We start from the raw sequence: 25,660 nt of genomic DNA on the forward strand, positions 1-25,660 counted from the left end.
CTGGGACATGATGCACGGTTCGGATGCTGCTCAGAGGACGAGCTCGAAGCAGAGCGAGTTCGGCATCGAGCGGGCATACGGCTCGTAGACCGGGATCGGGCGGAACCCGGCTGCGGTGTACAGCTGCAGCGCCTCCGGCTGCGGTGCGCCGGTCTGCAGGATCACGCGGTGGGCGCCGGCGGCCTGTGCCCGCTCGACCACGGCGGCGGTCAGCGCGCGGCCGATGCCGCGACGGCGGGCGACGGCAGGAACGATGAGGCGTTTGAGCTCCCACTCGTCGCCGAGCCGCCGCAGCATGACATGCCCCAGGGTCGTGCCGTCGTCGTCGACGGCCAGCAGCGTGGCCACGACATCGGCGGGATGCACCCGCAGGGCCTCATCGCGCTCGGCCGTCACGTCGGGCGGCTCGTCGGCGGTGAGGAAGGCGTACCGGGCGCCGAGCTCCTCATCCAGCTCGCCCCGCAGCGCGAGGCCGCGCGGATCGTCCAGATCGACGTCAATGATGTGCACACCCACCTTCCCATCCTGCCGCCGCCGGGGCAGGGTGGTGGCACGGATCATGCCGGGCGGCGGCGCGAGCGGATCTGAGTCCCGGTTAGGGTGGGACCGGATTTCTGATTCGACGGCGAACGGACAGCGGATGGACATCACGGGAGCAAGCGCCCTCGTCACCGGCGGCGCCAGCGGCTTGGGGCTGGCGACCGCCCGCCGGCTGGCTGCATCCGGCGCCGCCGTCACGATCGTCGACCTGCCGTCCTCGTCCGGAGCCGAGGTCGCCGCCGAGATCGGCGGACGGTTCGCCGCGGCAGACGTCACCGATTCCGGTCAGATCGCCTCCGCTGCGGCCGCCGCGGCCGAGGCCGGCCCGCTCCGCGTGGTCGTCCACTGCGCCGGGATCGCGCCGCCGGGGAAGGTCCTCGACCGCGACGGCACCCCGACGCCGCTGGATGCCTTCGAGCGGATCGTGCGGGTGAACCTCATCGGCACGTACAACGTCATCGGCCAGGCTGCGGCCGTCATGGCTCGCAACGAGCCGGAGGCCGAAAGCGGCGACCGCGGCGTGATCGTGACCACCGCGAGCGTGGCGGCGTTCGACGGGCAGATCGGCCAGCCGGCGTACTCGGCGAGCAAGGGGGGCGTGCACGCCATGACGCTGCCCGTCGCCCGCGAGCTCGCGCGGTACGCGATCCGCGTGGCGACGATCGCGCCCGGCATCATGGAGACTCCGATGCTGCGCAGCCTGCCGCAGGCCGCGCAGGACTCCCTCGGGCAGCAGGTGCCGTACCCCGCCCGCCTCGGCGTCGCGGACGAGTACGCGCGCCTCGTGCTCGCGATCATCGACAACGGCTACCTCAACGGCGAGACGATCCGCCTCGACGGCGCCATCAGGATGGCGCCGAAATGACCCGGCAGCACACGACGGAAAGAAGAGGGCGCGCGTGAGCGACAGCATCCTGGTCTCGGTGGACGGGGGCCTTGCCCGCGTGACGCTGAACCGACCCGCATCGCTGAACGCGATGGACTTCGACATGGCCGAGCAGTGGCGCGACGCCGCACGCGCGGCCACGGCTCCGGGCGTGCGGGCGGTGATCCTGGATGCTGCCGGGCCGGCGTTCTGCGCGGGTGGCGACGTGCTCGCGATGGCCACGTCCGGGGCATCCGGCGCCGATCTCACCGCCACGGCGCACGTCATCCACGAGGGCATCCGCACGCTCGTGGAGGCGCCGGTCCCGGTGGTCGCGGCGGTGCAGGGCGCCGTCGCCGGGGGAGGGCTCGGGCTGATGCTCACCGCCGACTACGTCGTGGCCTCCGCCGAGGCGCGTTTCGTCAGCAAGTACGCCAACATCGGTCTGACCCCCGACCTCGGGGTGACGACGCTCCTGCCGGCCGCGATCGGGCAGCGCCGGGCGCTGCAGCTGCTCCTGCAGGACCGGTCGCTCTCCGCGGCCGAGGCGCTCGAGTGGGGCCTGGTGGCCGAGGTCGTCCCCGCCGACCAGGTCGCCGCACGCTCAGCCGAGGTCGCACGGTTCTGGCTCGAGGGCGCCGCCGCGGCGTTCGGTCAGGCCTCGCGCCTCATCCGCACGGGCGCCACGCGCACCTTCGCGGAGAACCTCGACGATGAGGCACGCACGATCGGGGCGGCATTCGGCACGCCCGACGCGAAGGCCCGCGTGGCCGCCTTCGCCGCCGCATCCTCGAAGAAACGCATGTGATGTCCCGCACACGCAGGTTCCGGCCGCGGGAAACCAGCACTTGGGGGACATCACGGGGAAAGGGAAGCTCATGACCGACAACACCCTGGCCGGGAAGACGATCCTCATGTCGGGCGGGAGCCGCGGCATCGGGCTCGCCATCGCGGTGCGGGCGGCGCGGGATGGCGCGAACATCGCGATCCTCGCGAAGACCGACACGCCGCATCCGCGTCTGGAAGGCACCGTGCACACCGCTGCGGCGGCGATCAGCGAGGCGGGCGGTAAGGCGCTGCCGATCGTGGGCGACGTGCGGAACGAAGACGACATCACCGGGGCGGTATTGACGACCCAGGGTGAGTTCGGCGGCATCGACATCATCGTGAACAATGCCAGCGTCATCGACCTGTCGGGCTCGCTCGACCTCACGACGAAGAAGTACGACCTCATGCAGGACGTCAACGTCCGCGGGACGTTCCTGCTCTCGCGCGCGGCCGTGCCGATGCTGAAGGAGGCGGAGAACCCGCACATCCTGACGCTCTCGCCGCCACTGAACATCACGCCGCGGTGGCTCGGCGCGCACACCGGCTACAGCCTCGCGAAGTTCGGGATGACGATGGTTACGCTCGGGCTGGCGGAGGAGTTCGCCGCTTCCGGCATCGCCGCCAACGCCCTGTGGCCACGGACGACGATCGCGACGGCGGCGGTGCAGAACATCCTCGGCGGCGACCGCATCATGGCCGCCAGCCGTACCCCGGAGATCTACGCCGACGCCGCGTACGCCGTGCTCACGACTCCCTCCGGGGAGAGGACGGGGCAGACGCTCATCGTGGAGGACGTGCTCGCCGAGGCGGGCGTCACCGATTTCGCGCGCTATGCCGCGGTTCCCGGCACGCCCGACGAGGCGCTGTTCCCGGACATCTTCCTCGACTGACCCGCCCGGGCCGCATGTCGCAATACCCGCAAGGCGTGTCGCAGTTTCCGCAGAAATCGGGTGCCGATCCTGCAGAAACTGCGACATGGAAGGCGGCGAGGGCTAGCTAGCCGCCCTGGCCCTGGCCGCCGCCGGGGCCGCCGCCGCCCTGCTCCGGCGATCCGCCGCCGGGACCTTGCCCGCCGCCCTGGCCCTGGCCTTGCCCGCCGCCCTGGCCGGGGCCCTCGCCGCCGCCGCCCTGGCCGCCACCGCCGCCCTGGCCCTGGCCCTGGCCTTGCCCGCCGCCCTGGCCCTGGCCGCCGCCCTGCTCCGGCGCTCCGCCGCCGGCCTGCTCCGGCGCGCCGCCGCCGGCGTCCGGGCTCGGCGGGGCAGGCGGCGCCGGACGACGCAGGAGCTCCTCCGGGGGCTGCGCGAACGACGCACCGGGGTACAGCTCGTTGGCAGCGCGCTGGATGTCACGGGCCATGGGCGTGCGGACGTTCGACAGCTGCATCCCGTTGTGGCGGGCGCGGAAGACGTCGCCCTCGCCGATGGAGTTGCCCACCCAGACGGCGGTCGCCACGCTCGTGCTGGATTCCACGAGCCACGTCTGCCAGGACTCGTGCGTGCCCGTCTTGCCGAGGAGCGGCGTGCCGTCGTTCGGGTTCCCCGTGGCACCGGTGCCCCCGGGGCGCATGACCCCCGACAGGACGTGCGCGGCCGCCGCGGCGACCTCGGGGCTGATGACCTGCTCGCACACGTTGCCCGGCACGGGCAGTTCGGCGCCCTCCGCGTCGAGCACGCGGTCGATCGCGTGCGGTGCGCAGGAGATGCCGTTGTTGGCGACGGTCGCGTAGGCCGACGCCATCGTCACGGGGGCGATGTTGTTCGTGCCGATGACGGAGGACGCCGTGTTCACCTCGACGGGCTCGCCGGTGCCGCGGTGCACGCCCATGCGGGTGGCGACCTGCTCGATGTCGCAGAGGTCGAGCTGCTCCGCCATCGCGAGGAAGCCGCTGTTCAACGACTGCGCGGCGAAGTCCATGGGCGTGCCGCGACCGCCAGGGGTGCCACCGAAGTTGAGCACCGTGTCGTCCCCGTAGTTGATCCACGGCCCGTCGCAGCTGTGTTCCAGGCGCGGGATCGGGCGCACCGTCCCGTCGAGGTTCTCGTAGACGGAGTGGCCCTGTTCGAGCCAGTCGATCAGGGTGAACAGCTTGAAGGTGGAGCCCGTCGCGAACCCGCTCGCCGCCCCGTGCGCCCGGTCGCCCGCGTAGACGAGCGACGTGTAGGCCGGGTCGGAAGCGGCCACATCGGCGTCTTCGGTGAAGCGGTTGTTCTGCGCGATAGCGAGGATCCTCCCCGTCGTCGCCTCGATGTTCACGGCCGCCGATCCGAAGTCCATCCCGGCCACCGTCTCCGGCGCGTACCTGTTCATCGCCGCTTGAGACGCCTCCTGCAGGCGGGGATCCAGGGTCGTGTAGATGCGCAGACCGCCGCGCGACAGAGCGCGCTGGCGATCCTCGGGGGTCGCGCCGAACGCATCGGCGTAGGCGGGGTCGTTGCGGACGGTGTTGACGACGTACTGGCAGAAGAACGGCGCAACGGACACGGAGCATCCCGTCTGCTGTGGATGCACCGCAGGAGTGATGGGCTCCAGAGCGGCCTGCAGGTGCTGCTCCTCGGTGATGCGCCCTTCTTCCCGCATGCGATCGAGCACGTAGAGCTGGCGTCCCTTCGTCGCGCTGTATCCGTCGGCCGCGGCGAGGTACTGCTCGTCCGTGATGAGCCCCTCCTCCAGGAGCTCGTCGAGCCCGTCGAGGGTGCCCGGCGTCACGTCGTCGATGGCCCCATCGGGCGCCCTGTTGTAGGCGACGCCCTCGGCGTCCACGATCGAGCCGTCCGGCCGGTCGAAGCGGAAGGTGTTGGGGTTCTGCACAACGCCGGCCAGCGTCGCCGCCTGAGCGACGGACAGCTGTGCGGCCGACGTGCCGTAGTAGTACTGCGCGGCCGCTTCGATCCCGTACGTGGTGCCACCGAAGTTCGCGATGTTGAGGTAGCCGACGAGGATCTGCTGCTTGGAGTACTCCCGCTCGAGCTGGATGGCGTACCGCATCTCCTGCAGCTTGCGCTCGTAGCCCTCCACTCCCGTGGCGTTGGTGGCCTCGAGCCAGCAGCTCTGCAGCACTTCGTCGCGCGTCTGAGTCTCGGAGGCGACGGCGTCCTGCTCGCAGCGCTGGATGAGGACGTTCTTGACGTACTGCTGGCTGATGGAGGATCCGCCCTGCGTGACCCCGCCCTGGACGTTGCTGAGCAGGGCCCGGGTCGTGCCGATGAGGTCGATCCCTCCGTGGCGGTAATACCGCGGGTCTTCCGAGGAGAGGATGGCGTCGAAGACCGTGGGGGAGATCTGCTCGAACTCCACGGGTGAGCGGTTCTGGTCGTAGAACGACGCGAGTTCGATGTCCTGCCCGTTCTCCGGGTCACGGGCATAGATGGTCGTGGGAAGCATGAGGGGGTCGATCTCGAGATAGCTCGGCATGCGATCGAAGAGGGTGACCGCATCCGTCGCCGCGCGCGCCGAGAGAGCGATCGCAGGTGTGACAGCGGCGGCCACGAGAAGACCGGCGATCGCGCTCAGGGAAAGGAGACCGACAAGGCCGCCGAGCACGCCGGTGGCGGTTCGTCGATAGGAAAGCACGCGGAATGCTAAGAAACATGTCTGGATGCCGGCCGAGTATCGCTGATGCGAACGCCCGCGCCTGCCCGGCGGGAGGGGTGTCCGGCTGGGGGGAGGAGGCGTACCCTGTCGCGCATGACGGTGCAGTCGCTGTTCCCCATCCTGCGCACGCCCGATCTGGAGAGCCTTCAATCGTTCTACGAGCGGGTGTTTGGCGCGATCGAGCGCTACCGGTACGACGACGTGTACGTCGCCCTGGATGTCGGTTCGGGAGTGATCGCCATCGGCGTGGAACCGGATGTCGCCGCCTCCGAGCGCGTGGCCATCTGGCTGTACGTCGACGACGTCGACGACAGCTACCGCGCGGTGCTGGAAGCCGGGGGAGCCTCCGAGGAGCCGCCGGGAGACATGCCGTGGGGCGAACGGGTCGCACGGGTCCGCGACCCCGACGGCAACCCCCTCTACCTGGGCGCCCCCGCATCCGCGTGACCGGCGCCCCCGCGATCCCCCGACCCGGTCCCTCGACGCGCGAGACTTCACGCTGTCGACGAGACCCCCGCATTATGCCGCGGTCTCGTCGACACGCTGCGGTCTCGCGGCTTCGGCGGGGCGGACCCGACGCGGCCAGCTCCCGCGCAGCCGCACCCGGGTACCCTGGAATCCATGACCGATCAGCCCCCCGTGCGCACCACCCAGCCCCGTCAGGTGCGCCCGGCGACGGCCGCCGCGCCGCAGGGGCGGCCTCGAACGGCGCCTGCGGCCGCCGCCGCGCCGCAGGGGCGGCCTCGAACGGCGCCTGCGGCCTCCGCCGCGCCGCAGGTGCGGCCTCGAACGGCGCCTGCGGCCTCCGCCGCGCCGCAGGTGCGGCCTCGAACAGAGGGCTGGGCGCAGAAGAAGGATGACGCGGGCCGTCCGCTGTTGCAGTTCGCCAGCCCCAAGCGCGGGAAGCCCCCCGTTCACCTCGCCGACCTCACCGCCGCTGAGCGGGTCGCCAAGGTGAAAGAACTGGGCCTCCCCGGCTTCCGCGCCAAGCAGCTCGAGAAGCACTACTTCACGCACTACACCTCCGACCCGGCCGAGATGACCGACCTCCCCGCCGAGGGTCGCGAGGAGCTGGTCGCCGGGATGCTGCCGCCGCTGCTCACCGAGGTGCGTCGCCTCGAGACCGACAGCGGCGACACGATCAAGTTCCTGTGGAAGCTCCACGACGGCGCACTGGTCGAATCCGTACTCATGCGCTACCCCGGGCGCATCACCCTGTGCGTGTCGAGCCAGGCGGGATGCGGCATGAACTGCCCGTTCTGCGCGACTGGGCAGGCGGGCCTGACCCGCAACATGTCGGCGGCCGAGATCATCGAGCAGATCGTGCGCGCCAACCGGCTCATCGCCTCCGGCGGTCTGGGCGGCAAGACCCGGCGGCAGGCCGACGGTCCGGGACAGACGCCCGAGCGCGTGTCGAACATCGTCTTCATGGGCATGGGCGAGCCCCTCGCCAATTACGCGAGGGTCATGCACGCCGTGCGCGTGATGGTCGACAAGGAGCACGGGCTCGGGATGAGCGCGCGGGGCATCACGGTCTCCACGGTCGGTCTGGTCCCGGCCATCACCAAGCTCGCGAACGAGGACATCCCCGTCACGTTCGCGCTGTCGCTGCATGCCCCCGACGACGGGCTGCGCGACGAACTCATTCCGGTCAACTCCCGCTGGAAGGTCGATGAGGCGCTCGATGCAGCGCGGGACTACTTCGAGAAGACGGGCCGCCGCGTGTCGATCGAGTACGCGCTCATCAAGGACATGAACGACCACGCCTGGCGTGCCGACCTGCTCGCCGACAAGCTCAACGCCCGCGGTCGTGGCTGGGTGCACGTCAACCCGATTCCGCTCAACCCCACCCCGGGGTCGATCTGGACGGCGTCCGAGGTGCCGGTGCAGAACGAGTTCGTCCGCCGGCTCAACGCCGCCGGCATCCCCACGACCCTGCGCGACACCCGCGGCAAGGAGATCGACGGCGCCTGCGGTCAGCTGGTGGCGACCGCAGAGGACGAAGTCGCCGCCGCGGCGACCCCCGTGGGCTGACCAGGCTCCGCCGGGCCCGCGCGGCCGCGCGGTGGTCGCCGACCCCCGTGCCGATGTCAGCGGTCCGTGGCAGGGTGGGACGCATCATCGCGCCCCCCACAGTTCGGACGAACCGTGCTCGTCACCCTCCTCATCCGCTATCTCAAGCCGTCCCGCTGGCTCCTCGTCGGCGTGCTCGTGTTCCAGTTCGTATCGGCTCTGGCGTCGCTGTACCTGCCGAGCCTGAACGCCGACATCATCGACGAGGGCGTCTCCCGCGGTGACACCGCCTTCATCTGGCGCACCGGCGCATTCATGCTCGCCGTGTCGCTCGGTCAGATCCTGGCGTCCATCGTCGCCACCTACTTCGCCGCCCGAGCCGCGATGAGGCTGGGCCGCGACCTGCGTGACGACATCTTCGAGCGCGTGTCGGCGTTCTCCGAGCGCGAGGTCACCGGCTTCGGTGCCGGGTCCCTCATCACCCGCAACACGAACGATGTGCAGCAGGTGCAGATGCTGGCCATGATGGCGGCGACGTTCCTGGTGACCGCACCGCTCCTGGCCATCGGCGGCATCGTGCTGGCGCTGCAGCAGAGCATCAGCCTGTCGTGGATCATCGCGGTGTCCGTCCCCGTCCTGCTCCTGGTGGCCGTGATCGTGATCAGCCGCATGGTGCCGCTGTTCCGGAGCTTCCAGGTGAAGCTGGATGCGGTGAACCGGATCATGCGCGAACAGCTCACCGGCATCCGCGTCATCCGCGCATTCGTGCGCGAGCCGATCGAGGAGCAGCGCTTCCGCGACGCCAACACCGACATCATGGTCGTCGGCCGCAAGGTCGGGTCGCTGTTCGTGCTGCTGTTCCCGGCGGTCATGCTGATCCTCAACCTCACCGTCGTCGGGGTGATCTGGTTCGGGGGGATGCAGGTCGACAGCGGCGACGTGCAGATCGGCACGCTGTTCGCGTTCATGCAATACGTGATGATCATCCTGACCGGGGTCATGATGGCCAGCTTCATGACGATGATGATCCCGCGCGCCGCGGTCTCGGCCGAGCGCATCGGTGAGGTGATCGAGACGCGGCCATCGTTCGAGCGGCCGGTCGACGGCGAGCGCGTGCTCCCCGCGCCGGGAAGGGTCGAGGTGCGCAAGGCCTCCTTCACGTACCCGGGCGCCGAGGAGGCGATCCTCGCCGACATCTCCTTCACCGCCGAGCGCGGCGAGACCGTCGCGATCGTGGGATCCACCGGCGCCGGCAAGACGACGCTCATCTCCCTCCTCCCGCGCCTGTTCGACGTCACCGGCGGCGCGGTCCTGGTGGGCGGGGTGGACGTGCGGGAGGTCGACCTCGACACGCTGTGGGGCGCCATCGGACTCGTACCGCAACGGCCGTTCCTGTTCAGCGGCACCGTCGCATCCAATCTGCGATTCGGGCGCGAGGAGGCCACCGATCCCGAGCTGTGGCACGCCCTGGACATCGCCCAGGCGAGCGACTTCGTCGCCCAGATGGAGGGTGGCCTCGACGCGCGGATCGCCCAGGGCGGCACGAACGTCTCCGGCGGCCAGCGCCAGCGGCTCGCGATCGCGCGCGCGATCGTCCACCGGCCCGACGTGCTGGTGTTCGACGACTCGTTCTCCGCCCTCGACCTCGCCACGGATGCGCGGTTGCGCGCCGCGCTGTGGCGGGAATTGCCGCACGTGACGAAGATCGTCGTCGCGCAGCGCATCTCCACGATCACCGACGCCGACCGCATCGTCGTGCTGGAGGAGGGCCGGGTGGTGGGGCTCGGCAGGCACGCCGAACTCCTGGCGGCGAGCCGCACCTACCGGGAGATCGTGGAGTCGCAGCTCGGGGCGGAGGTCACGTGATGCGCGGCGACACCGATTCCACGGACGAGGAGAAGAGGGAGCTCGAGCGGGCCGAAGAGGCTCGTGTGGGCGCGGACGATTGGAGCGGCGCGGTGGCGCCGGGAAAGCCCGCCCGATTCGGTCCGTCGTTCCGCCGGCTGATCGGGTTGCTCCGTCCGAATGCCCTCGCCTTCGTCTTCGTGTCGCTGATGGGTGCGGTCGGCGTGCTGCTCGCGGTGCTCGCGCCCCGGGTGCTCGGCGAGGCCACGAACGTCCTGTTCGAGGGCGTCGTGTCGCAGATGGCACCCGCCGGCGCAACCAAGCAGCAGGTGATCGACGGGCTCGTCGCCTCGGGTGAGCAGGACCTGGCGAACATCGTCGCGGCGATGCAGAACTTCCAGCCCGGGGCGGGTGTCGACTTCTCGCGCCTCGGCCAGGTGCTGGCGGGTGTGATGGCGCTGTACATCGCCGCATCCGTGCTCGCGTGGCTGCAGGGGTTCGTGATCAACATCATCATGGTGCGCACCATGTGGCGGCTGCGTGAGCGCGTCGAGGAGAAGATCAACGCTCTCCCGCTGGCCTACTTCGACCGCGTCCAGCGCGGCGAGCTGATCTCGCGGGTGACGAACGACATCGACAACATCACGCAGATGATGCAGCAGTCGCTGTCGCAGGCGATCACCAGCGTCCTCACGGTCGTCGGCGTGCTGGTCATGATGCTGTCGATCTCGTGGCAGCTGACCCTCGTGGTGCTGATCAGTTTCCCGCTGATGGCGGTGCTGTTCGGCGTCATCGGGCCGCGTTCGCAGAAGGCGTTCGGCATCCAGTGGCGCAAGGTCGGCCGCCTCAACGCCCGCGTCGAGGAGTCGTTCTCCGGGCACGCGCTGGTGAAGGTGTTCGGCCGCGAGCAGAGTTCGCGCGACGCGTTCCGCGAGGAGAACGAGGAGCTGTACCGGGCTGCGTTCAAGGCGCAATTCCTGTCGAACATCATGATGCCGGCGATGATGTTCATCGGAAACCTCACCTACGTGGGCATCGCGGTCTTCGGCGCGTTGATGGTCGCGGGCGGTCAGCTGCGCCTCGGCGACGTGCAGGCCTTCATCCAGTATTCGCAGCAGTTCACCCAGCCGCTGTCGGAGCTGGGCGGGATGGCCGCCGTCGTGCAGTCCGGCACGGCATCGGCCGAGCGCGTGTTCGAGCTGCTCGACGAACCCGAGCAGGAACCCGACGCCGAGGATGCCCCGGCGCCGGTGGACGGCGACGGCACGATCGAGTTCGACTCGGTGTCGTTCTCCTACTCGCCCGAGCGACCCCTCATCACCGACCTCTCGTTCCGCGTCGAACCGGGGCAGACCGTCGCCATCGTCGGCCCGACGGGCGCTGGCAAGACGACGCTGGTGAACCTCATCATGCGCTTCTACGAGCTCGACGGGGGCCGCATCCTGCTCAACGGCCAGAGCATCGCGGAGCTCACCCGGCGTGACATCCGCGCCAAGACCGGGATGGTGCTGCAAGACCCGTGGCTGTTCGCCGGGACCATTCGCGAGAACATCCGCTACGGCCGGGCCGACGCGACGGACGACGAGATCCTGCATGCCGCCCGCGCGACGTACGTCGACCGCTTCGTGCACTCGCTTCCCGACGGGTACGACACGCTGCTGGATGAGGACGCCTCCAACATCTCCGCCGGCGAGAAGCAACTGATCACGATCGCCCGCGCGTTCGTGGCGCAGCCGAGCGTGCTGATCCTGGATGAGGCCACGAGTTCCGTCGACACCCGCACCGAGCTGCTGCTGCAGGGTGCCATGGCGGCCCTGCGGGAGGGACGCACGTCGTTCGTGATCGCGCACCGCCTGTCCACGATCCGCGACGCCGACCTCATCCTCGTCATGGAGGACGGCGCGATCGTCGAGCAGGGCACGCACGAGCAGCTGATCGCCGCGAAGGGCGCCTACTACCGGCTGTACACGGCCCAGTTCCAGCAGGCCGCCGCAGACCCGGATGAGGAGGCCTCGGCCGCCAGCCACGAGGTGCCGGCAGCGCAGGCCTGAGCATCGACGGTTCCGACGGGTGAGGCGTGCGCAACCCCCGGCCGAGGGTCCCCGCGCCCCGCTAGCGTCGAGGCATGGTGAACTATCGGTACCTCGGAAACAGTGGTCTCAAGATCTCGGAGATCACGTACGGCAACTGGGTCACGCACGCCTCGCAGGTGGAGGACGATGCGGCAGTGAAGACGGTGCATGCGGCCCTGGATGCGGGGATCACGACCTTCGACACCGCTGACACGTACGCGAACACCGCCGCCGAGGTCATCCTCGGTAAGGCGCTGGAGGGCCAGCGCCGCGAGTCGCTGGAGATCTTCACCAAGGTCTACTTCCCCACGGGGCCCAAGGGCCCGAACGACGGCGGCCTGAGCCGCAAGCACATCGTCGAGTCGATCCACGGGTCGCTGAAGCGGCTCGGTACCGACTACGTCGACCTCTATCAGGCGCACCGTTTCGACTACGAGACGCCGCTCGAAGAGACCTTCCAGACGTTCGCCGACCTGGTGCGCCAGGGAAAGGTGCTCTACATCGGGGTCTCCGAATGGACCGCAGAGCAGTTGCGGGAGGGTTCCGCTCTCGCGAAGGATCTCGGCATCCAGCTCATCTCGAACCAGCCGCAGTACTCGATGCTGTGGCGCGTCATCGAGGGCAAGGTGGTCCCGGCCAGCGTGGAGCTCGGCATCTCTCAGATCGTGTGGTCGCCGATGGCGCAGGGCGTACTCAGCGGCAAGTACCTGCCGGGGCAGCCGTTCCCGGAGGGCTCGCGGGCGACGGACGAGAAGAGCGGCGCACGCTTCATCCGCCGGTTCATGGAGGACGACGTGCTTACGGCTGTCCAGCGTCTGAAGCCGATCGCGGAGCAGGCGGGGCTGACGATGCCGCAGCTGGCGATCGCGTGGGTGCTGCAGAATCCCAACGTCGCCGCGGCGCTGGTGGGAGCGTCCCGCCCCGAGCAGTTGGCCGATACGGTCAAGGCCTCGGGGGTGACGCTGGACGCCGACACCCTGACGGCCATCGACGCCGCGCTCGGTGACACCGTGCAGCGAGACCCGGAGGACACGTACTCCGTGTCGCCGAAGAGTCGGCCGGCCTGACATGGCGGCGAGGAGCGCCGGCATCCTGCTCTACCGCCTCGACGGCGCCGGGAAGGTGCAGGTGCTTCTCGCCCACATGGGCGGACCGTACTGGGCGTCGAAGGACGTCGGCGCGTGGTCGATCCCGAAGGGCGAGTACGACCCCGATACCGAGGGGGCACTGGATGCGGCACGCCGCGAGTTCCGCGAGGAGCTCGGAGTGGGCGCGCCCGAGGTCGACTACGCCGAGCTCGGCACCTTTCCGTACTCGTCGGGCAAGAAGATCGTCGTGTTCGTCGGCGACGGCGCGGCGTTCACGGAGACGGAGTTCGACTTCGGCGAGTTCGACCTGGAGTGGCCGCCCCGCTCGGGGAAGACCGTGCGCTTCCCCGAGGTGGACCGGGTCGAGTGGTGCACGCCCGACGAGGCGCGCGAGCGACTCGTGAAGGGCCAGCGCCCCGCCCTGGATGCCCTCGTCTCGCACCTCACGGCCCTCTAAACGCCGTCGACTCGCCACAAATCGTTGTGTTTCGGCGCGTATCGCGACGGTTTGTGGCGAGTCGACCGCGCGGGGTGGGTCACTCGGCGGGGGCCAGCTCCCGTCGCCGCATGAGAGCGAGGGTTACGCTGATTCCGACGCCGGTGGTCAGCACCAGCCACCAGAGCCCCCGGAGGTCGATGTCGCCCCCCGACAGGGTCGGTGTCACGGCGATCGGCGACAGGTTCACGACGGCGTCGGGAAAGCCGAAGAGCGGCCCGAACAGGCCGAGGGTGGTCCCGAGCGCGATCAGCGTCCATCCTGCGGCGATGGTCAGGCGGGGCGCGACGACGAAGATCACCGCCGCCGCCGTCAGGAAGACCGCCGCGGCAGCCAACTGACCGACTCCCGCGACGAGGGTCACGTCCACCAGCGACCAATCCGGGTCCGGCAGCGACCACAGGCCGAGGATCGCCCCGACGATCGCGCTGACCAGGGTGGCCAGCATCCCGACCCCCGCGATGGCAAGGTAGCCCGCCAGCCACCGCACCGGGCCGACGGCGGACGCACGCACCGGTTCCGCCGTGCCACGAACTTCTTCGTGGCGTGCGCGGACGACCGTCTGGACCCCAGCGCACGCGGCGAGGACGCCCGCCAGGGTGAAGAAGATCGTCACGGTGTCCTCCTCGAGGCTCCCACCGGCGCCGAGTGAGGCGAGGAGGGCATCCACCGAGGGGATGCTGTCACCGATCTGCGAGATGGCATCGGAAAGGCGCGTCGACAGTACCCCGACGACCAGCCCGCCCACGGCCCACCCCAGGATGGCACCCCGGGACAATCGCCAGGTCAGTCCCCACGGGCCGGAGAGGGCGACGGTGGCGGTGCAGCGGCCCAGCCCCTCGGGCAGCAGGCTGCCACCGAGGTCGCGCCCCGCCTGCACCGCGACGGCCACAGCGGCGCACACCACCGCGAGCAGCGCGCCGAGCACCAGCGGGCGCGGATCGTCGGCGTCGAAGGGCCGCGTGTTCTCGGCCCACCCGAACGGTGAGAACCACGCGAGTGGTGCGCTCGTCACCCGCTGCAGGTCGGCGCTGGGCGTTCCCACGGCGTTGCCGAAGCCGCAGAGCAGATAGGTGAGGAGGATCGCCCACACCCCCAGGGCGTTTGCCGAGCGGGCAGTGCGCACGAGCTGCGCCGCAAGAAGCGCGACGCCCAGAAAGGCGATGCCGGTGACGCCGCTGGCCGCGCCGACGAGCAGGCTTCCCTTCGCGCCGAGGCCCAGCGCGACCAGCACGACCCACACGAGGGCTGCGAGGACCAGGTTGGCCACGACGCCGTGGGCCGCCGTCGCGACCAGTGGAACGACGCGTCCGGCGGGCGTGGCCGCGACGAGCTCCGCTCGGTCGGACTCCTCATCCGCTCGCGTGTGGCGCACCGCCAGAAAGCTGCTCATCAACGCTGCCAGAAGCGCGAGGAACGGCAGAATGACAAAGGCGATGAACGACCCCTCCGCGGAACCCGACGGCAGTCCGCGAAAGAGCAGGATGACCGGATTGGCGATCGCGGTCGCGAGCAACGCGGTGCGATCCTGCTCGGTCCCGAGCGTCTCGCGCACGCCGGCGTAGGCGGCGGCAGCAAGGGCTGCCGTGCCGAGAATCCACAGCGCCAGCTGAATCACGTCGCGCCGCGCGCGGTGCCGCACGAGCAGGAGGAATCCCGTCACGGCAGCGCCTCGGGGTCCGTCACGTCGTCACCGTAGTGACGGAGGAAGAGCTCCTCGAGTGAGGGTGGCTCGATGCGCAGCCCCGAAACGTGGGCATCGGCCAGAGCGGGCAGCAGGGCTGCCACGCGATCGCTGTCGACGGTGAAGCGCACCCGTCCGTTGCTGACGACCACGTCGTGAGCCTCTGGCAGGGGAGGGAGCACGCCCCCGTCGAGCTCGGCGAACGAGACGTCCGTGCGGGTGAGGTGGCGCAGCTCGCGCAGGGTGCCGCTTTCCACCACACGGCCGGCGCGGATGATGCTGACCCGGTCGCACAGCTGCTCGACCTCCGACAGGATGTGGCTCGACAGCAACACGGAACTTCCGGCCGCCCGCACGCGCATCAGCTCGCGCTGGAACACGACCTCCATCAGTGGGTCCAGCCCGCTCGTCGGTTCGTCGAGGATGTACAGGTCGGCGGGGACGGCGAACGCGGCGATGAGCGCGACCTTCTGCCGATTGCCCTTGGAGTACGCACGGCCCTTCTTGCGAGGATCGAACTGGAACGCCGCTTGGAGCCGCGCCCGTTCGTCGCGATAGGCGGCGGAACGCCCGCCCCCGCGAAGGCGGCAGAGGAGGTCGATCGCTTCGCCGCCGGACAGGTTCGGCCAGACGTTCACGTCGCCCGGCACGGACGCGATGCGGCGATGCAGCCGGACCGCGTCGCGCCACGGATCGCCGCCGAGCACGGATGCTTCGCCGCCGCCGACGCGCGCGAGCCCCAGGAGGATCCGGACCGTCGTCGACTTCCCGGCGCCGTTCGGGCCGAGAAACCCGTGGATCTCGCCGGGCGCCACGTCGAGATCGAGGCCATCGAGCGCCCGCACGCGGCCGTAGCGCTTTTGCAGCCCCCGGGTACGGATGACAGCTTCCATAGGCGGGACGCTACGCCGATGACGGTGTGGCCGCAGTACCCTTCTGCGGCTCCGCCGGATGTATACCACAAGCCACGCAATGCCGGAGATTATGCCGCCATTCCCAATCTATGTATACAATAAGGGGAACCACGAGGAGGTGAAGGATGCGAGCCAGTGATCGCGCCTACGCGACCCTCCTCCGCGAGATCCAGGATGGGGCCCTCCGTCCCGGAGCCGTTCTCGGCGAGGTGGAGCAGGCCACCCGCCTCGGCGTGAGCCGCACACCGCTGCGCGAAGCGCTGAGCCGTCTCGCCGGCGACGGACTGGTCTCCCAGCTCTCCCCGCGCGTCACGGTGGTGAGCGACATCGACGCGGATGACATCCGGGCGCTCTTCGAACTCCGACGCGCGCTCGAGGAGACCGCATCCCGGATCGCCGCCGAGCGGGGCGACGCCGATGCCTTCGCTGCCCTCGCCGAAGAGTTCTCCCGGGCAGACCCGGACGTGGCCGACGGTTCGGACGCCTACTACGCGCTGATCGCGCGCTTCGACGCGGCCACCGACGCTGCTCTCGGCAACGACTACCTGACGTCCGCTCTGCGCACTGTCCGTACGCACCTCGTGCGGGTACGCCGAATGGCGCGTGACAATCCCGTGCGGCTGGAACAGTCCGCGCGGGAGCACGAACTGATCGCCCGCGCGATCGCCGGCGGCGACGCCGAGCTGGCCGCGCACGCCACCCACGTGCACCTGCACAACGCCCTCACGACCATCCTCGAGTCCCTCCCGGAGGAACAGCCATGACCATCACCCACCACGTCCGCGTGCACCGCAGCGACGAGAACCTCCCCCGGGAAGGGCAGCTGGCCTGGGCCATCGCGCGCGTGGCCGCCGATCCGGTCCCCGTCGATCCCGACGTCGCCGACATGATCATCAACCGCGTCATCGACAACGCGGCCGTGGCCGCCGCATCCCTCACCCGCCGCCCGGTCAGCGCCGCGCGCCAGCAGGCGCTGGACCACGCCGTGTCGATCGGCGGCGTCGGGGCGACCGTGTTCGGGTGCGCGCTGGAGCGGCGCTCGAGCCCGGAGTGGGCGGCGTGGGCCAACGGGGTCGCCGTCCGCGAGCTCGACTACCACGACACGTTCCTCGCCGCCGAGTACTCCCACCCGGGCGACAACATCCCGCCGATCCTCGCCGTCGCCCAGCACACGGGGCGCGACGGCGCGGCTCTGCTGCGAGGCCTTGCCACCGGCTACGAGATCCAGATCGACCTGGTGCGCGCCGTCTCGCTCCACAAGCACAAGATCGACCACGTCGCCCACCTCGGCCCCTCGGCCGCGGCCGGGATCGGCACGCTCCTGGGCCTCGACACCGAGACGATCTACCAGGCCATCGGCCAGGCGCTGCACACCACCACGGCCACCCGGCAGTCCCGCAAGGGCGAGATCTCGACGTGGAAGGCGCACGCTCCCGCGTTCGCGGGGAAGATGGCCGTCGAGGCCGTGGACCGCGCGATGCGCGGCGAGACCAGCCCGTCCCCGATCTACGAGGGCGAAGACGGCGTCATCGCGTGGCTGCTCGACGGCAAGGATGCCGCGTACGACGTACCGCTCCCGGGCGAGGGGGAGTCCAAGCGCGGCATCCTCGACTCGTACACGAAGGAGCACTCCGCCGAGTACCAGGCCCAGGCCTGGATCGACCTCGCGCGCCGGCTCGGGGCGCAGCATCCCGCCCTTCGCGACCCGCACAACGTCGCATCCGTCGTGCTGCACACGAGCCACCACACGCACTACGTCATCGGCTCGGGCGCCGGCGACCCGCAGAAGTACGACCCGACCGCGTCGCGCGAGACGCTCGACCACTCGATTCCGTACATCTTCACCGTCGCCCTGCAGGACGGCGCATGGCACCACGTCGAGTCGTACACGCCCGAACGGGCCGGCCGGCCCGACACGGTGGAGCTGTGGCGCAAGGTCACCACGGCCGAGGACGCCGAGTGGACCCGCCGCTACCACTCGGAGGACCCGAACGAGAAGGCCTTCGGCGGTCGCGTCGTGATCACGCTGACCGACGGCTCGACGGTGGAGGACGAGATCGCCGTCGCCGACGCCCACCCGCTGGGGGCGCGGCCGTTCGCGCGGGAGGACTACATCCGCAAGTTCCGCCTGCTCGCCGAGCCGGTGCTGCTGCCGGAGGAGATCGAGCGGTTCCTCGACCTGGCCCAGCGCCTGCCCGACCTGACCGCCGCCGAGGTGCTGCAGCTGAACATCACCGCGAAGCCCGGCGTTCTGGCGATGGCCCCCGCCCCGAAGGGCCTGTTCTGATGACTCGGGCTGTTCAAAACTCAGGACGAACCGGCCGATGGATGCTCCGGAGCGGCGCCGACGCGGCGTGTCTCCTGAATTCTGAACCGGAGAGGAAGAGGGAACTCTGATGCTGTACGCCAAGACTCCCGCGGCCGAGAAGCGCCGCCTGTTCCGCGAGCGCCTCGCCTCGGGCGAGCTGCTGCGCTTCCCCGGAGCTTTCAACCCGCTGTCGGCCCGGCTCATCGAGCGCAAGGGCTTCGAGGGCGTCTACATCTCCGGTGCCGTGCTGTCGGCCGACCTCGGCCTGCCCGACATCGGCCTCACGACCCTCACGGAGGTCGCCGGCCGCGGGCAGCAGATCGCGCGGATGACGGAGCTGCCGGCGATCATCGACGCCGACACCGGCTTCGGCGAGCCGATGAACGTCGCCCGCACCATCCAGACCCTCGAGGATGCGGGGCTTGCCGGCACCCACATCGAAGACCAGGTCAACCCGAAGCGGTGCGGTCACCTGGACGGCAAGCAGGTCGTGGATGCCGACACCGCCATCCAGCGCATCCGCGCCGCCGTCGACGCGCGCCGCGACCCGAACTTCCTCATCATGGCGCGCACCGACATCCGTGCCATCGACGGTATGGATGCGGCGATCGACCGCGCCAAGGCGCTCGTGGATGCCGGGGCCGACGCCATCTTCCCCGAAGCGATGCGCTCCCTGGAGGAGTTCGCCGCCGTGCGGGCAGCCGTCGACGTGCCGATCCTGGCGAACATGACCGAGTTCGGCAAGAGCGACCTGTTCAGCGTCGACTCGCTCCGCGACGTCGGGGTGAACATCGTCATCTGGCCCGTCTCCCTGCTGCGCATGGCGATGGGCGCGGCCGGCCGTGCGCTCGACACTCTCGTCGACGAGGGGCACCTCACCTCGAAACTCGACGAGATGCAGCATCGCGCAGACCTCTATGACCTGATGGACTACGAGGGCTACAACCACTTCGACACGAGCGTTTTCAACTTCCAGATCGACCGCTGACGCGCGCTCCATGTCTCAGTTCCCGCCATCCATGTCTCACTTTCCGCAGGAATATCAGCAAAACCTGCGGAAAGTGAGACATGGAGTACTCGAAGGAGAGAAATGACCGACACCGACATCAAGAAGGGCCTCGCCGGCGTCGTCGTGGACTACACGGCCGTCAGCAAGGTCAACCCGGAGACCAACAGCCTGCTTTACCGCGGGTACCCCGTGCACGAGCTGGCGGCGACCCAGCCGTTCGAAGCCGTCGCGTATCTCCTGTGGCACGGCGAGTTGCCCACCGAGGAGCAGCTCGCGGAGCTGCGCGCCACGGAGCGGCAGCACCGGGCGCTGCATCCGGACGTGAAGGCGGCGATCGACATCCTGCCCACCAGCGCACACCCGATGGACGAGGTCCGAACGGCCGTGAGCGTCATCGGCGCCCAGGACACCGCCGGGATCGCGAACGTCATGGATGCGGTGGGCACCCCCGAGGAGAACCTCGAGCGCAGCATCCGCCTCTTCGCGCAGCTGCCGGCGATCGTGGCCTACGGGCAGCGCCGTCGCCGGGGCCTGGAGCTCGTCGAGCCCCGGGACGACCTGGACTACGCCGCGAACTTCCTGTGGCAGACCTTCGCTGACGCGCTCGACCCGGTGGTCATCGACGCGTTCAACCGCTCGATGATCCTCTACGCCGAGCACTCCTTCAACGCCTCGACCTTCACCGCCCGCGTCATCACCTCGACCCTCAGCGACATCTACTCGGCTGTGGTCGGGGCGATCGGAGCCTTGAAGGGGCCGCTGCACGGTGGCGCGAACGAGGCCGTGCTGCACATCTTCGAGGAGATCGGCACCGCCGAGAACGTGGGGCCGTGGCTGGATACGGCGCTCGCCGAGAAGCGCAAGATCATGGGCTTCGGTCACCGCGTGTACAAGCGTGGCGACTCGCGCGTGCCGACGATGAAAGCCGCCCTGGACACCCTCGTCGCCCACTACGACCGGCCCGACGTCGCGGAGCTCTACAACACCCTCGAGAGCGAGTTCGTGGAGCGCAAGGGCATCTACCCGAACCTCGACTACCCGTCGGGGCCGGCGTACGACCTCATCGGGTTCGACGTCCTCACCTTCACGCCGCTGTTCGTCGCTGCCCGCATCACCGGGTGGACCGCGCACATCATGGAGCAGCAGGCATCCAATGCCCTGATCCGCCCGCTGTCGGAGTACAACGGTCCGGACGAGCGGCACATCCCCGGCTATGTGCCCGACACCGCGGTGCTCGACGTGGCCGAGCGCCCGGAGGAGGCGGCGGGGTGATGTCCGAGAAGGTCGTGCTCCTCGCTGGTGCGCGGACGCCGGTGGGCAGCTTCGCCGGGTCGCTGTCGAGCGTCCCCGCACACGAGCTCGGCGCGACCGCGGTCACCGCGGCGCTCGCGCGGGCCGGCGTCTCCGGGGACGACGTGGGGGAGGTCGTCATGGGATGCATCGCCCAGAACGGCCCCGACGCGTACAACGCGCGGCGGGTGGCGCTCGCGGCCGGGCTGCATCCCCGCATCCCCGCGTTCACGGTCAACCGCCTGTGCGGCTCGGGCCTGCAGGCCATCTGGTCAGGCGCGCAGGAGCTGCTGTGGGGCGGTGTGGACGTCGTGGTCGCCGGCGGCGACGAGAGCATGTCGCGGACGCCCTTCCTCGATTTCCAGGCGCGGTCCAACCCGCGTCTGGGCGACCGGAAGCTCCTGGACGGCACGCTCGCGATCCTCACCGATCCGTTCACCGGTCGGCACATGGGCACGACCGCCGAAACGGTGGCCACGCGCTACGGCGTGAGCCGGGGGGCTCAGGACGAGTTCGCGGCCGAGAGCCAGCGCCGGGCGACATCGGATGCGGCGCGGGCGGCGTTCGCGGAGGAGATCGTGCCGGTCACCACCGGGGGCCGGAAGCCGCTCGAGGTCTCGCTCGACGAGCATCCCCGCCCCGGCACGACGGTGGAGGTGCTCGCGGGACTGCGGGCGGCGTTCGCGGAGGGCGGCAGCGTCACGGCCGGCAACTCCTCCGGCATCAACGACGGAGCCGCGGCAACCGTGCTCATGCGCGAGTCCGATGTCCGCGAGCGCGGGCTGAAGGGGCTGGTGACGATCGAGGCGGTCGTGACCGCGGGCATCGAGCCGGAGATCATGGGCTATGCCCCCGTGATCGCGCTCGAGCGACTGTGGCAGCAGACGGGGATGTCGCCGAGCGACGTGGACACGATCGAGCTCAACGAAGCCTTCGCGTCCCAGGCGGTCGCCGTCATCCGCGATGCCGGGTTGGACCCGGCGAAGACGAATCCCTACGGCGGCGCCATCGCCCTCGGGCACCCGGTCGGCGCGACGGCCGCGATCCTCACTCTGCGTGCGGCGATGGATCTGCACCGACGCGACCTGGAGTACGCCGTCGTGACGATGTGCATCGGCGGGGGTCAGGCGCTGGCGGCGCTGCTCCGCCGCTGGGACGGCTGACACGGCCACGCCTTGCGCATACTCCTGCGGAGCGTGGGCCTGACCCGTGCGCGCCGGTGCAAGGCAGGGACGCGGGACGGAGGGCAGCAATTCATGCACGCCCATCGAAATAGTAGGAAGCCCTACTAAGCTGTCGTGTGCAGCGACGCCGCCGCACGAAGGAGAGCCATGGACGCCACCCTGTCCCGGTGCTCGAACCGGTCGCCATCAGCGACGAGGAGCGAGCCGCGCCAACGAGGCGCTGCAGTTGCACGGTGGGTAGGGGTATCTCAGCGAGTACGGCATCGAGAAGATCGTGCGCGACCTGCGCGTGCATCAGATCCTCGAGGGCACCAACGAGATCATGCGCCTCGTCGTCGGACGCAGCGTCCTGGGGACGGCAGCATGAGCGGGAAATCTACAAAGAGTTCGCAGAGGGCGACGGCGCCGGGCAGGATTTCTCCGGGATCAACCCCTCGATCCGTCCGGCAGTGCACCGTAAGGAGCCCGATGTGACCAGCTACGACACCATCCTCACCGAGCAGCGCGGAAGGGTCGGATGGATCACTCTGAACCGCCCCGACGCGCTCAACGCGCTGAACACCCAGGCGATGCGGGACGTGGTGGCAGCCGCCGAGGCGTTCGACGCCGACCCCGGCGTGGGAGCGATCGTGGTGACCGGGTCGGAACGCGCGTTCGCCGCCGGCGCCGACATCAAGGAGATGGAGGGGAAGACCTCCGTCGACATGGTGCTCGATGACCACTTCGGTGCCTGGCGCCGGTTCGCCGACGTGCGCACGCCCGTCATCGCCGCGGTCTCCGGTTATGCGCTCGGGGGTGGATGCGAACTGGCGTTGATGTGCGACGTCATCCTCGCCGCCGACACGGCCGCCTTCGGTCAGCCGGAGATCGGCCTCGGCGTGATCCCCGGGATGGGCGGAACGCAGCGGCTCGTCCGCGCACTCGGGTACTACAAGGCCGCCGACCTCGTCCTCACCGGGCGCCGGATGCCCGCGGAGGAGGCGGAGCGGGCGGGGCTCGTCTCACGCGTCGTCCCGGCGGGGGACCTCCTCGCGGTCGCGGAGGAGGTCGCCGGCACGATCGCGGCGAGGTCGCTGCCGTCGCTCTACGCCGCGAAGGCGGCGTTGGATGCTGCGCTGGAGACCACGCTCAGTGAGGGCCTGCGCTACGAGAGCGCCGCGTTCTCGGCGCTGTTCTCCACGCACGATCAGAAGGAGGGCATGGCGGCCTTCCGCGAGAAGCGTGCCCCCGAGTTCACGGGCCGGTGACGCCGATCAGAGGGGCTCGGGCTGCGGCGCCGGGTCGGAGAAGTCTCCCGAGTTCTTGCGGAACCGCGCGATGAGTCGCGCGAGTTCGACCTGGTCGTCGGCCGAGAACCCCAGATCGGCGAACACCGCGTTGAGCGCGCGGGTGGCCTCCTCCACGTGGGTGCGACCGGTGTCGGTCAGGACGAGAAGCGCCGCGCGCCCGTCGGTGGGGTGCGGTTCGCGCACGACGTACCCGTCGCGCGCCAGGCGCTCCACCGTGTTGGTGACGCTGGTGGCGTGCACCTGCAACCGGGCCACGGCGCTTCCCATCGGCATCCGCCCCTCGTGCGTGAACGCGAGGAGGCGCAGCAGCTCGAACCGGGCGAACGTGAGGCCGAGGGGGCGCAGCGTCGCGTCGATGCGCGCCATCACCAACTGCTGCGCGCGGATGAGGGAGAGGACCGCGGTCATCCCGTCCGCCGCGTCGTCCCACCCGTGCGCATGCCACTGGCGCTTGGCCTCGGCAATGGGGTCCATCTGCAATCGTCTGGGCATCACGCCTCCCTCCCCGCCACGGTATCCGTCCGTGGTGGGCGAGCCGAAGGCGCGGGGGGCGCGCCGCCTAGACTCGACCCGACGTGAGGAGCGGAACCGATGAGAATCGTGGTGCTCGTGAAGGAGGTTCCCGACACGTACGGGGATCGCAAGCTCGACCTGGAGACGGGATTGGCCGATCGCGGCCCGAGTGACGCGGTCCTGGACGAGATCGGGGAACGTGCTCTCGAGGTCGCGCTGACCTACGCCGACGCGCATGCCGGAACCGAGGTCATCCTCGTGACCATGGCGCCGGCATCGGCGGTGACCACGGTGCGCAAGGGTCTCGCGATGGGGGCGACGTCGGCGGTGCATGTCACGGATGACGCGCTGCGGGGCGCGGACATGTCCCTGACCGCGGAAGTGCTCGCGGCGGCGGTGCGCCGTGCCGAACCGGATCTGGTGATCACAGGAAACCTCTCGACCGACGGCACCGGCGGGGTGATCCCGGCCATGCTCGCGGAGCACCTCGGGATGCCGCAACTGACGGCGTTGACCGGTGTCGAGATCGCCGACGCATCCGTGTCGGGGACCCGGGCCTCCGATGCCGGGGCGGTGTCGGTGTCAGCGCCTCTTCCGGCGGTGATCTCGATCACCGAGGCCCTCCCGGATGCGCGCTTCCCGAACTTCAAGGGAATCATGGCGGCGAAGAAGAAACCGTACGAGACGGTGACGGTGACGGATCTCGGGGTGGACCCCGAGGACTTCTCGGTGCCCCGGTCGATCCTGGTGACCGTCGCCGAGCGACCGGCGCGGGCGGCGGGCATGAAGATCGTCGATGAGGGTGACGCGGGCACGCAGCTGGCCGAGTTCCTCATCTCCAACCGGCTCGCGTGAGGAGACGCACATGACTTCGAACCCGATCCTCGTCCTGATCGAGACCACCCCCGACGGCACGGTCGTCTCCACCGCTGCGGGCCTCCTCGGCGCTGCGGCAGCGGTCGGCGACCCCGTCGCCGTGGTCGTGACCGGCCCCGGTTCTGGGGACGCGGCCGCGCAGGAGGCGTCCTCCCTCGGCGCCGGGCGGGTGCTCGTCGCCGAACTCGACACGGCTTCCTCGCAGTTGACGGTGCCGGTGGTGGACGCCCTCGCCGCGGCCGTCACCGCGATGCAACCGGACGCGGTGCTCGTGGCCAACTCGATCGAGGGCCGCGACATCGCCGGCCGGCTGGCCGCCCGCCTGCGGCTCGCGATCGCCGCGGACGCGGTCGGGGTGACCCGTGACGAGCAGGGCGTTCTCGCGCAGCACTCCGTCTACGGTGGTGCCTACACGACCGAGTCGGCCACCACCTTCGGCACGCTCGTGGTGACGGTACGGCAGGGCGCGATCGACGCCAGGGCCGAGGCCGTGGCGGAGCCGCTGATCGAACGGCTGGAGGTGCCCGCATCCGGCGTGCCCGCCGCATCCGTCCACGGGTACGAGGCTGCCGTGGCGACATCGTCCCGCCCGGAGCTGCGCGGTGCGGTCAAGGTCGTGTCCGGGGGCCGCGGGTTGGGATCAGCGGAGAAGTTCGTCCTGGTCGAGCAGCTCGCCGACGCGCTCGGCGCCGCGGTCGGAGCATCCCGCGCCGCCGTCGACGCCGGATACATCCCGTACTCGGCGCAGGTCGGACAGACCGGGGTCTCGGTGTCGCCGCAGCTGTACGTCGCGCTGGGGATCTCCGGCGCCATCCAGCACCGCGCGGGGATGCAGACGGCCAAGACCATCATCGCGATCAACAAGGACGGGGATGCCCCGATCTTCTCCATCGCCGACTTCGGCGTCGTGGGCGACGTCTTCACCGTCGTGCCGCAGCTGATCGCCGCGCTCGAGCAGCGCAAGGGATAGGCCGCCTGTGAGTGAGACCCGCGCCCTTCGTCGTGGGCTGCCGCGCGTCCGCGGCGGCGAGCCGTGGCCGCCCGCGGATATCCCCGTACCCGGCGGTGCCGCCGATGTCACCGGTGCCGCGGCGGGGGAGTCCGCGCCCGGGGGTGTCGCCGGTGTCACCGGTGCCGTCGGTGCCGCGCCTGTGGGTGAGCCTGCGGTTCCGGTCCCGGCGAGCTCCCCGGGTACTCCGGGTTCGCCGGGTTCGCAAGGGACTGCGGTGTCGGCGGGGCCTGCGGGTTCGGCAGG

General features: G+C 70.1%; 22 protein-coding genes and 1 pseudogene. 18 read left to right on the forward strand and 5 right to left on the reverse strand.

All coding sequences use genetic code 11. The features are described 5' to 3' along the window. Window positions 1-30: 30 nt before the first annotated feature. Window positions 31-516: a GNAT family N-acetyltransferase gene (locus AC2DGY_RS00895; protein ID WP_484507814.1), complete on the reverse strand. Its 486-nt coding sequence runs from the start codon at window positions 514-516 to the stop codon at window positions 31-33. A gap of 124 nt (window positions 517-640) precedes the next feature. Here AC2DGY_RS00895 and AC2DGY_RS00900 point away from each other — a divergent pair, with 124 nt between their 5' ends. From AC2DGY_RS00900 to AC2DGY_RS00910, 3 genes are all read left to right on the forward strand, one after another. Beyond that, window positions 641-1,405 (forward strand): SDR family NAD(P)-dependent oxidoreductase, encoded by a 765-nt coding sequence (locus AC2DGY_RS00900; RefSeq protein ID WP_484507815.1) that lies wholly within the window; start codon window positions 641-643, stop codon window positions 1,403-1,405. A 34-nt stretch (window positions 1,406-1,439) separates the two neighbouring features. Next, a complete protein-coding gene (locus AC2DGY_RS00905; protein WP_484507816.1) occupies window positions 1,440-2,213 on the forward strand; it encodes an enoyl-CoA hydratase/isomerase family protein in 774 nt (257 codons plus the stop codon). Between the two features lie 70 nt (window positions 2,214-2,283). Continuing rightward, entirely contained in the window at window positions 2,284-3,123 is an 840-nt protein-coding gene (locus AC2DGY_RS00910; RefSeq protein WP_484507817.1) for an SDR family oxidoreductase, read from the forward strand. Window positions 3,124-3,229: 106 nt separating this feature from the next. Here the strand turns inward: AC2DGY_RS00910 and AC2DGY_RS00915 are convergent, their stop codons facing one another. Continuing rightward, window positions 3,230-5,803 (reverse strand): transglycosylase domain-containing protein, encoded by a 2,574-nt coding sequence (locus tag AC2DGY_RS00915; RefSeq protein WP_484507818.1) that lies wholly within the window; start codon window positions 5,801-5,803, stop codon window positions 3,230-3,232. A gap of 114 nt (window positions 5,804-5,917) precedes the next feature. On the opposite strand from AC2DGY_RS00915, the gene AC2DGY_RS00920 reads away from it, so the two are divergent. The 6 genes from AC2DGY_RS00920 (at window position 5,918) to AC2DGY_RS00945 (ending at window position 13,299) form a co-directional block, all read left to right on the forward strand. Continuing rightward, the gene (locus AC2DGY_RS00920; RefSeq protein WP_484507819.1) at window positions 5,918-6,271 is read left to right on the forward strand and encodes a VOC family protein; all 354 of its coding nucleotides are present in this window, start codon (window positions 5,918-5,920) and stop codon (window positions 6,269-6,271) included. A gap of 174 nt (window positions 6,272-6,445) precedes the next feature. Continuing rightward, entirely contained in the window at window positions 6,446-7,858 is a 1,413-nt protein-coding gene (rlmN, locus tag AC2DGY_RS00925) for a dual-specificity RNA methyltransferase RlmN (protein WP_484507820.1), read from the forward strand. A 114-nt stretch (window positions 7,859-7,972) separates the two neighbouring features. Then, window positions 7,973-9,703: an ABC transporter ATP-binding protein gene (locus AC2DGY_RS00930; protein ID WP_484507821.1), complete on the forward strand. Its 1,731-nt coding sequence runs from the start codon at window positions 7,973-7,975 to the stop codon at window positions 9,701-9,703. Next, window positions 9,703-11,733, forward strand: a complete 2,031-nt coding sequence (locus AC2DGY_RS00935) for an ABC transporter ATP-binding protein (protein ID WP_484507822.1) — start codon at window positions 9,703-9,705, stop codon at window positions 11,731-11,733. Before AC2DGY_RS00930 ends, AC2DGY_RS00935 begins: the two co-directional genes overlap by 1 nt. A 74-nt stretch (window positions 11,734-11,807) precedes the next feature. Then, on the forward strand, window positions 11,808-12,821 hold the full coding sequence (locus AC2DGY_RS00940; RefSeq protein WP_484507823.1) for an aldo/keto reductase family protein: 1,014 nt from the start codon (window positions 11,808-11,810) through the stop codon (window positions 12,819-12,821). A 1-nt stretch (window position 12,822) separates the two neighbouring features. Further along, on the forward strand, window positions 12,823-13,299 hold the full coding sequence (locus AC2DGY_RS00945; RefSeq protein WP_484507824.1) for an NUDIX hydrolase: 477 nt from the start codon (window positions 12,823-12,825) through the stop codon (window positions 13,297-13,299). A gap of 79 nt (window positions 13,300-13,378) precedes the next feature. Here AC2DGY_RS00945 and AC2DGY_RS00950 read toward each other — a convergent pair whose 3' ends face one another. Both AC2DGY_RS00950 and AC2DGY_RS00955 read right to left on the reverse strand, forming a co-directional pair. Beyond that, window positions 13,379-15,001: an ABC transporter permease gene (locus tag AC2DGY_RS00950; protein ID WP_484507825.1), complete on the reverse strand. Its 1,623-nt coding sequence runs from the start codon at window positions 14,999-15,001 to the stop codon at window positions 13,379-13,381. After that, window positions 14,998-15,915, reverse strand: coding sequence for an ABC transporter ATP-binding protein (locus tag AC2DGY_RS00955; protein WP_484507826.1), 918 nt, complete (start codon window positions 15,913-15,915; stop codon window positions 14,998-15,000). The genes AC2DGY_RS00950 and AC2DGY_RS00955 overlap by 4 nt, the downstream gene beginning before the upstream one ends. Window positions 15,916-16,061: 146 nt before the next feature. Between AC2DGY_RS00955 and AC2DGY_RS00960 the strand changes: the two genes are divergently transcribed. The 7 genes and pseudogenes from AC2DGY_RS00960 to AC2DGY_RS00990 all read left to right on the forward strand — a co-directional run bounded on the left by AC2DGY_RS00960 (window position 16,062) and on the right by AC2DGY_RS00990 (window position 22,974). Further along, a complete protein-coding gene (locus tag AC2DGY_RS00960; RefSeq protein WP_484507827.1) occupies window positions 16,062-16,700 on the forward strand; it encodes a GntR family transcriptional regulator in 639 nt (212 codons plus the stop codon). Continuing rightward, the gene (locus tag AC2DGY_RS00965; protein ID WP_484507828.1) at window positions 16,697-18,223 is read left to right on the forward strand and encodes an MmgE/PrpD family protein; all 1,527 of its coding nucleotides are present in this window, start codon (window positions 16,697-16,699) and stop codon (window positions 18,221-18,223) included. The genes AC2DGY_RS00960 and AC2DGY_RS00965 overlap by 4 nt, the downstream gene beginning before the upstream one ends. Window positions 18,224-18,332: 109 nt before the next feature. Next, complete coding sequence (gene prpB / locus AC2DGY_RS00970) at window positions 18,333-19,232, forward strand: methylisocitrate lyase (RefSeq protein WP_484507829.1); 900 nt, start codon at window positions 18,333-18,335, stop codon at window positions 19,230-19,232. 102 nt (window positions 19,233-19,334) lie between these two features. Then, the gene (locus AC2DGY_RS00975; protein WP_484507830.1) at window positions 19,335-20,525 is read left to right on the forward strand and encodes a bifunctional 2-methylcitrate synthase/citrate synthase; all 1,191 of its coding nucleotides are present in this window, start codon (window positions 19,335-19,337) and stop codon (window positions 20,523-20,525) included. After that, window positions 20,525-21,706, forward strand: coding sequence for a thiolase family protein (locus tag AC2DGY_RS00980; RefSeq protein ID WP_484507831.1), 1,182 nt, complete (start codon window positions 20,525-20,527; stop codon window positions 21,704-21,706). The genes AC2DGY_RS00975 and AC2DGY_RS00980 overlap by 1 nt, the downstream gene beginning before the upstream one ends. 217 nt (window positions 21,707-21,923) lie before the next feature. Continuing rightward, window positions 21,924-22,094, forward strand: a pseudogene (locus AC2DGY_RS00985) (acyl-CoA dehydrogenase family protein); the annotation flags it as partial. 103 nt (window positions 22,095-22,197) lie between these two features. After that, complete coding sequence (locus AC2DGY_RS00990) at window positions 22,198-22,974, forward strand: enoyl-CoA hydratase-related protein (protein ID WP_484507832.1); 777 nt, start codon at window positions 22,198-22,200, stop codon at window positions 22,972-22,974. A 6-nt stretch (window positions 22,975-22,980) separates the two neighbouring features. Here the strand turns inward: AC2DGY_RS00990 and AC2DGY_RS00995 are convergent, their stop codons facing one another. After that, on the reverse strand, window positions 22,981-23,490 hold the full coding sequence (locus AC2DGY_RS00995) for a MarR family winged helix-turn-helix transcriptional regulator (RefSeq protein WP_484507833.1): 510 nt from the start codon (window positions 23,488-23,490) through the stop codon (window positions 22,981-22,983). Window positions 23,491-23,607: 117 nt separating this feature from the next. Here AC2DGY_RS00995 and AC2DGY_RS01000 point away from each other — a divergent pair, with 117 nt between their 5' ends. Both AC2DGY_RS01000 and AC2DGY_RS01005 read left to right on the forward strand, forming a co-directional pair. Further along, the gene (locus AC2DGY_RS01000) at window positions 23,608-24,384 is read left to right on the forward strand and encodes an electron transfer flavoprotein subunit beta/FixA family protein (RefSeq protein ID WP_484507834.1); all 777 of its coding nucleotides are present in this window, start codon (window positions 23,608-23,610) and stop codon (window positions 24,382-24,384) included. 10 nt (window positions 24,385-24,394) lie between these two features. After that, window positions 24,395-25,375, forward strand: coding sequence for an electron transfer flavoprotein subunit alpha/FixB family protein (locus AC2DGY_RS01005; protein WP_484507835.1), 981 nt, complete (start codon window positions 24,395-24,397; stop codon window positions 25,373-25,375). The last annotated feature ends 285 nt before the right edge of the window (window positions 25,376-25,660 follow it).

The organism is Microbacterium sp. Z6_144 (assembly GCF_057197625.1).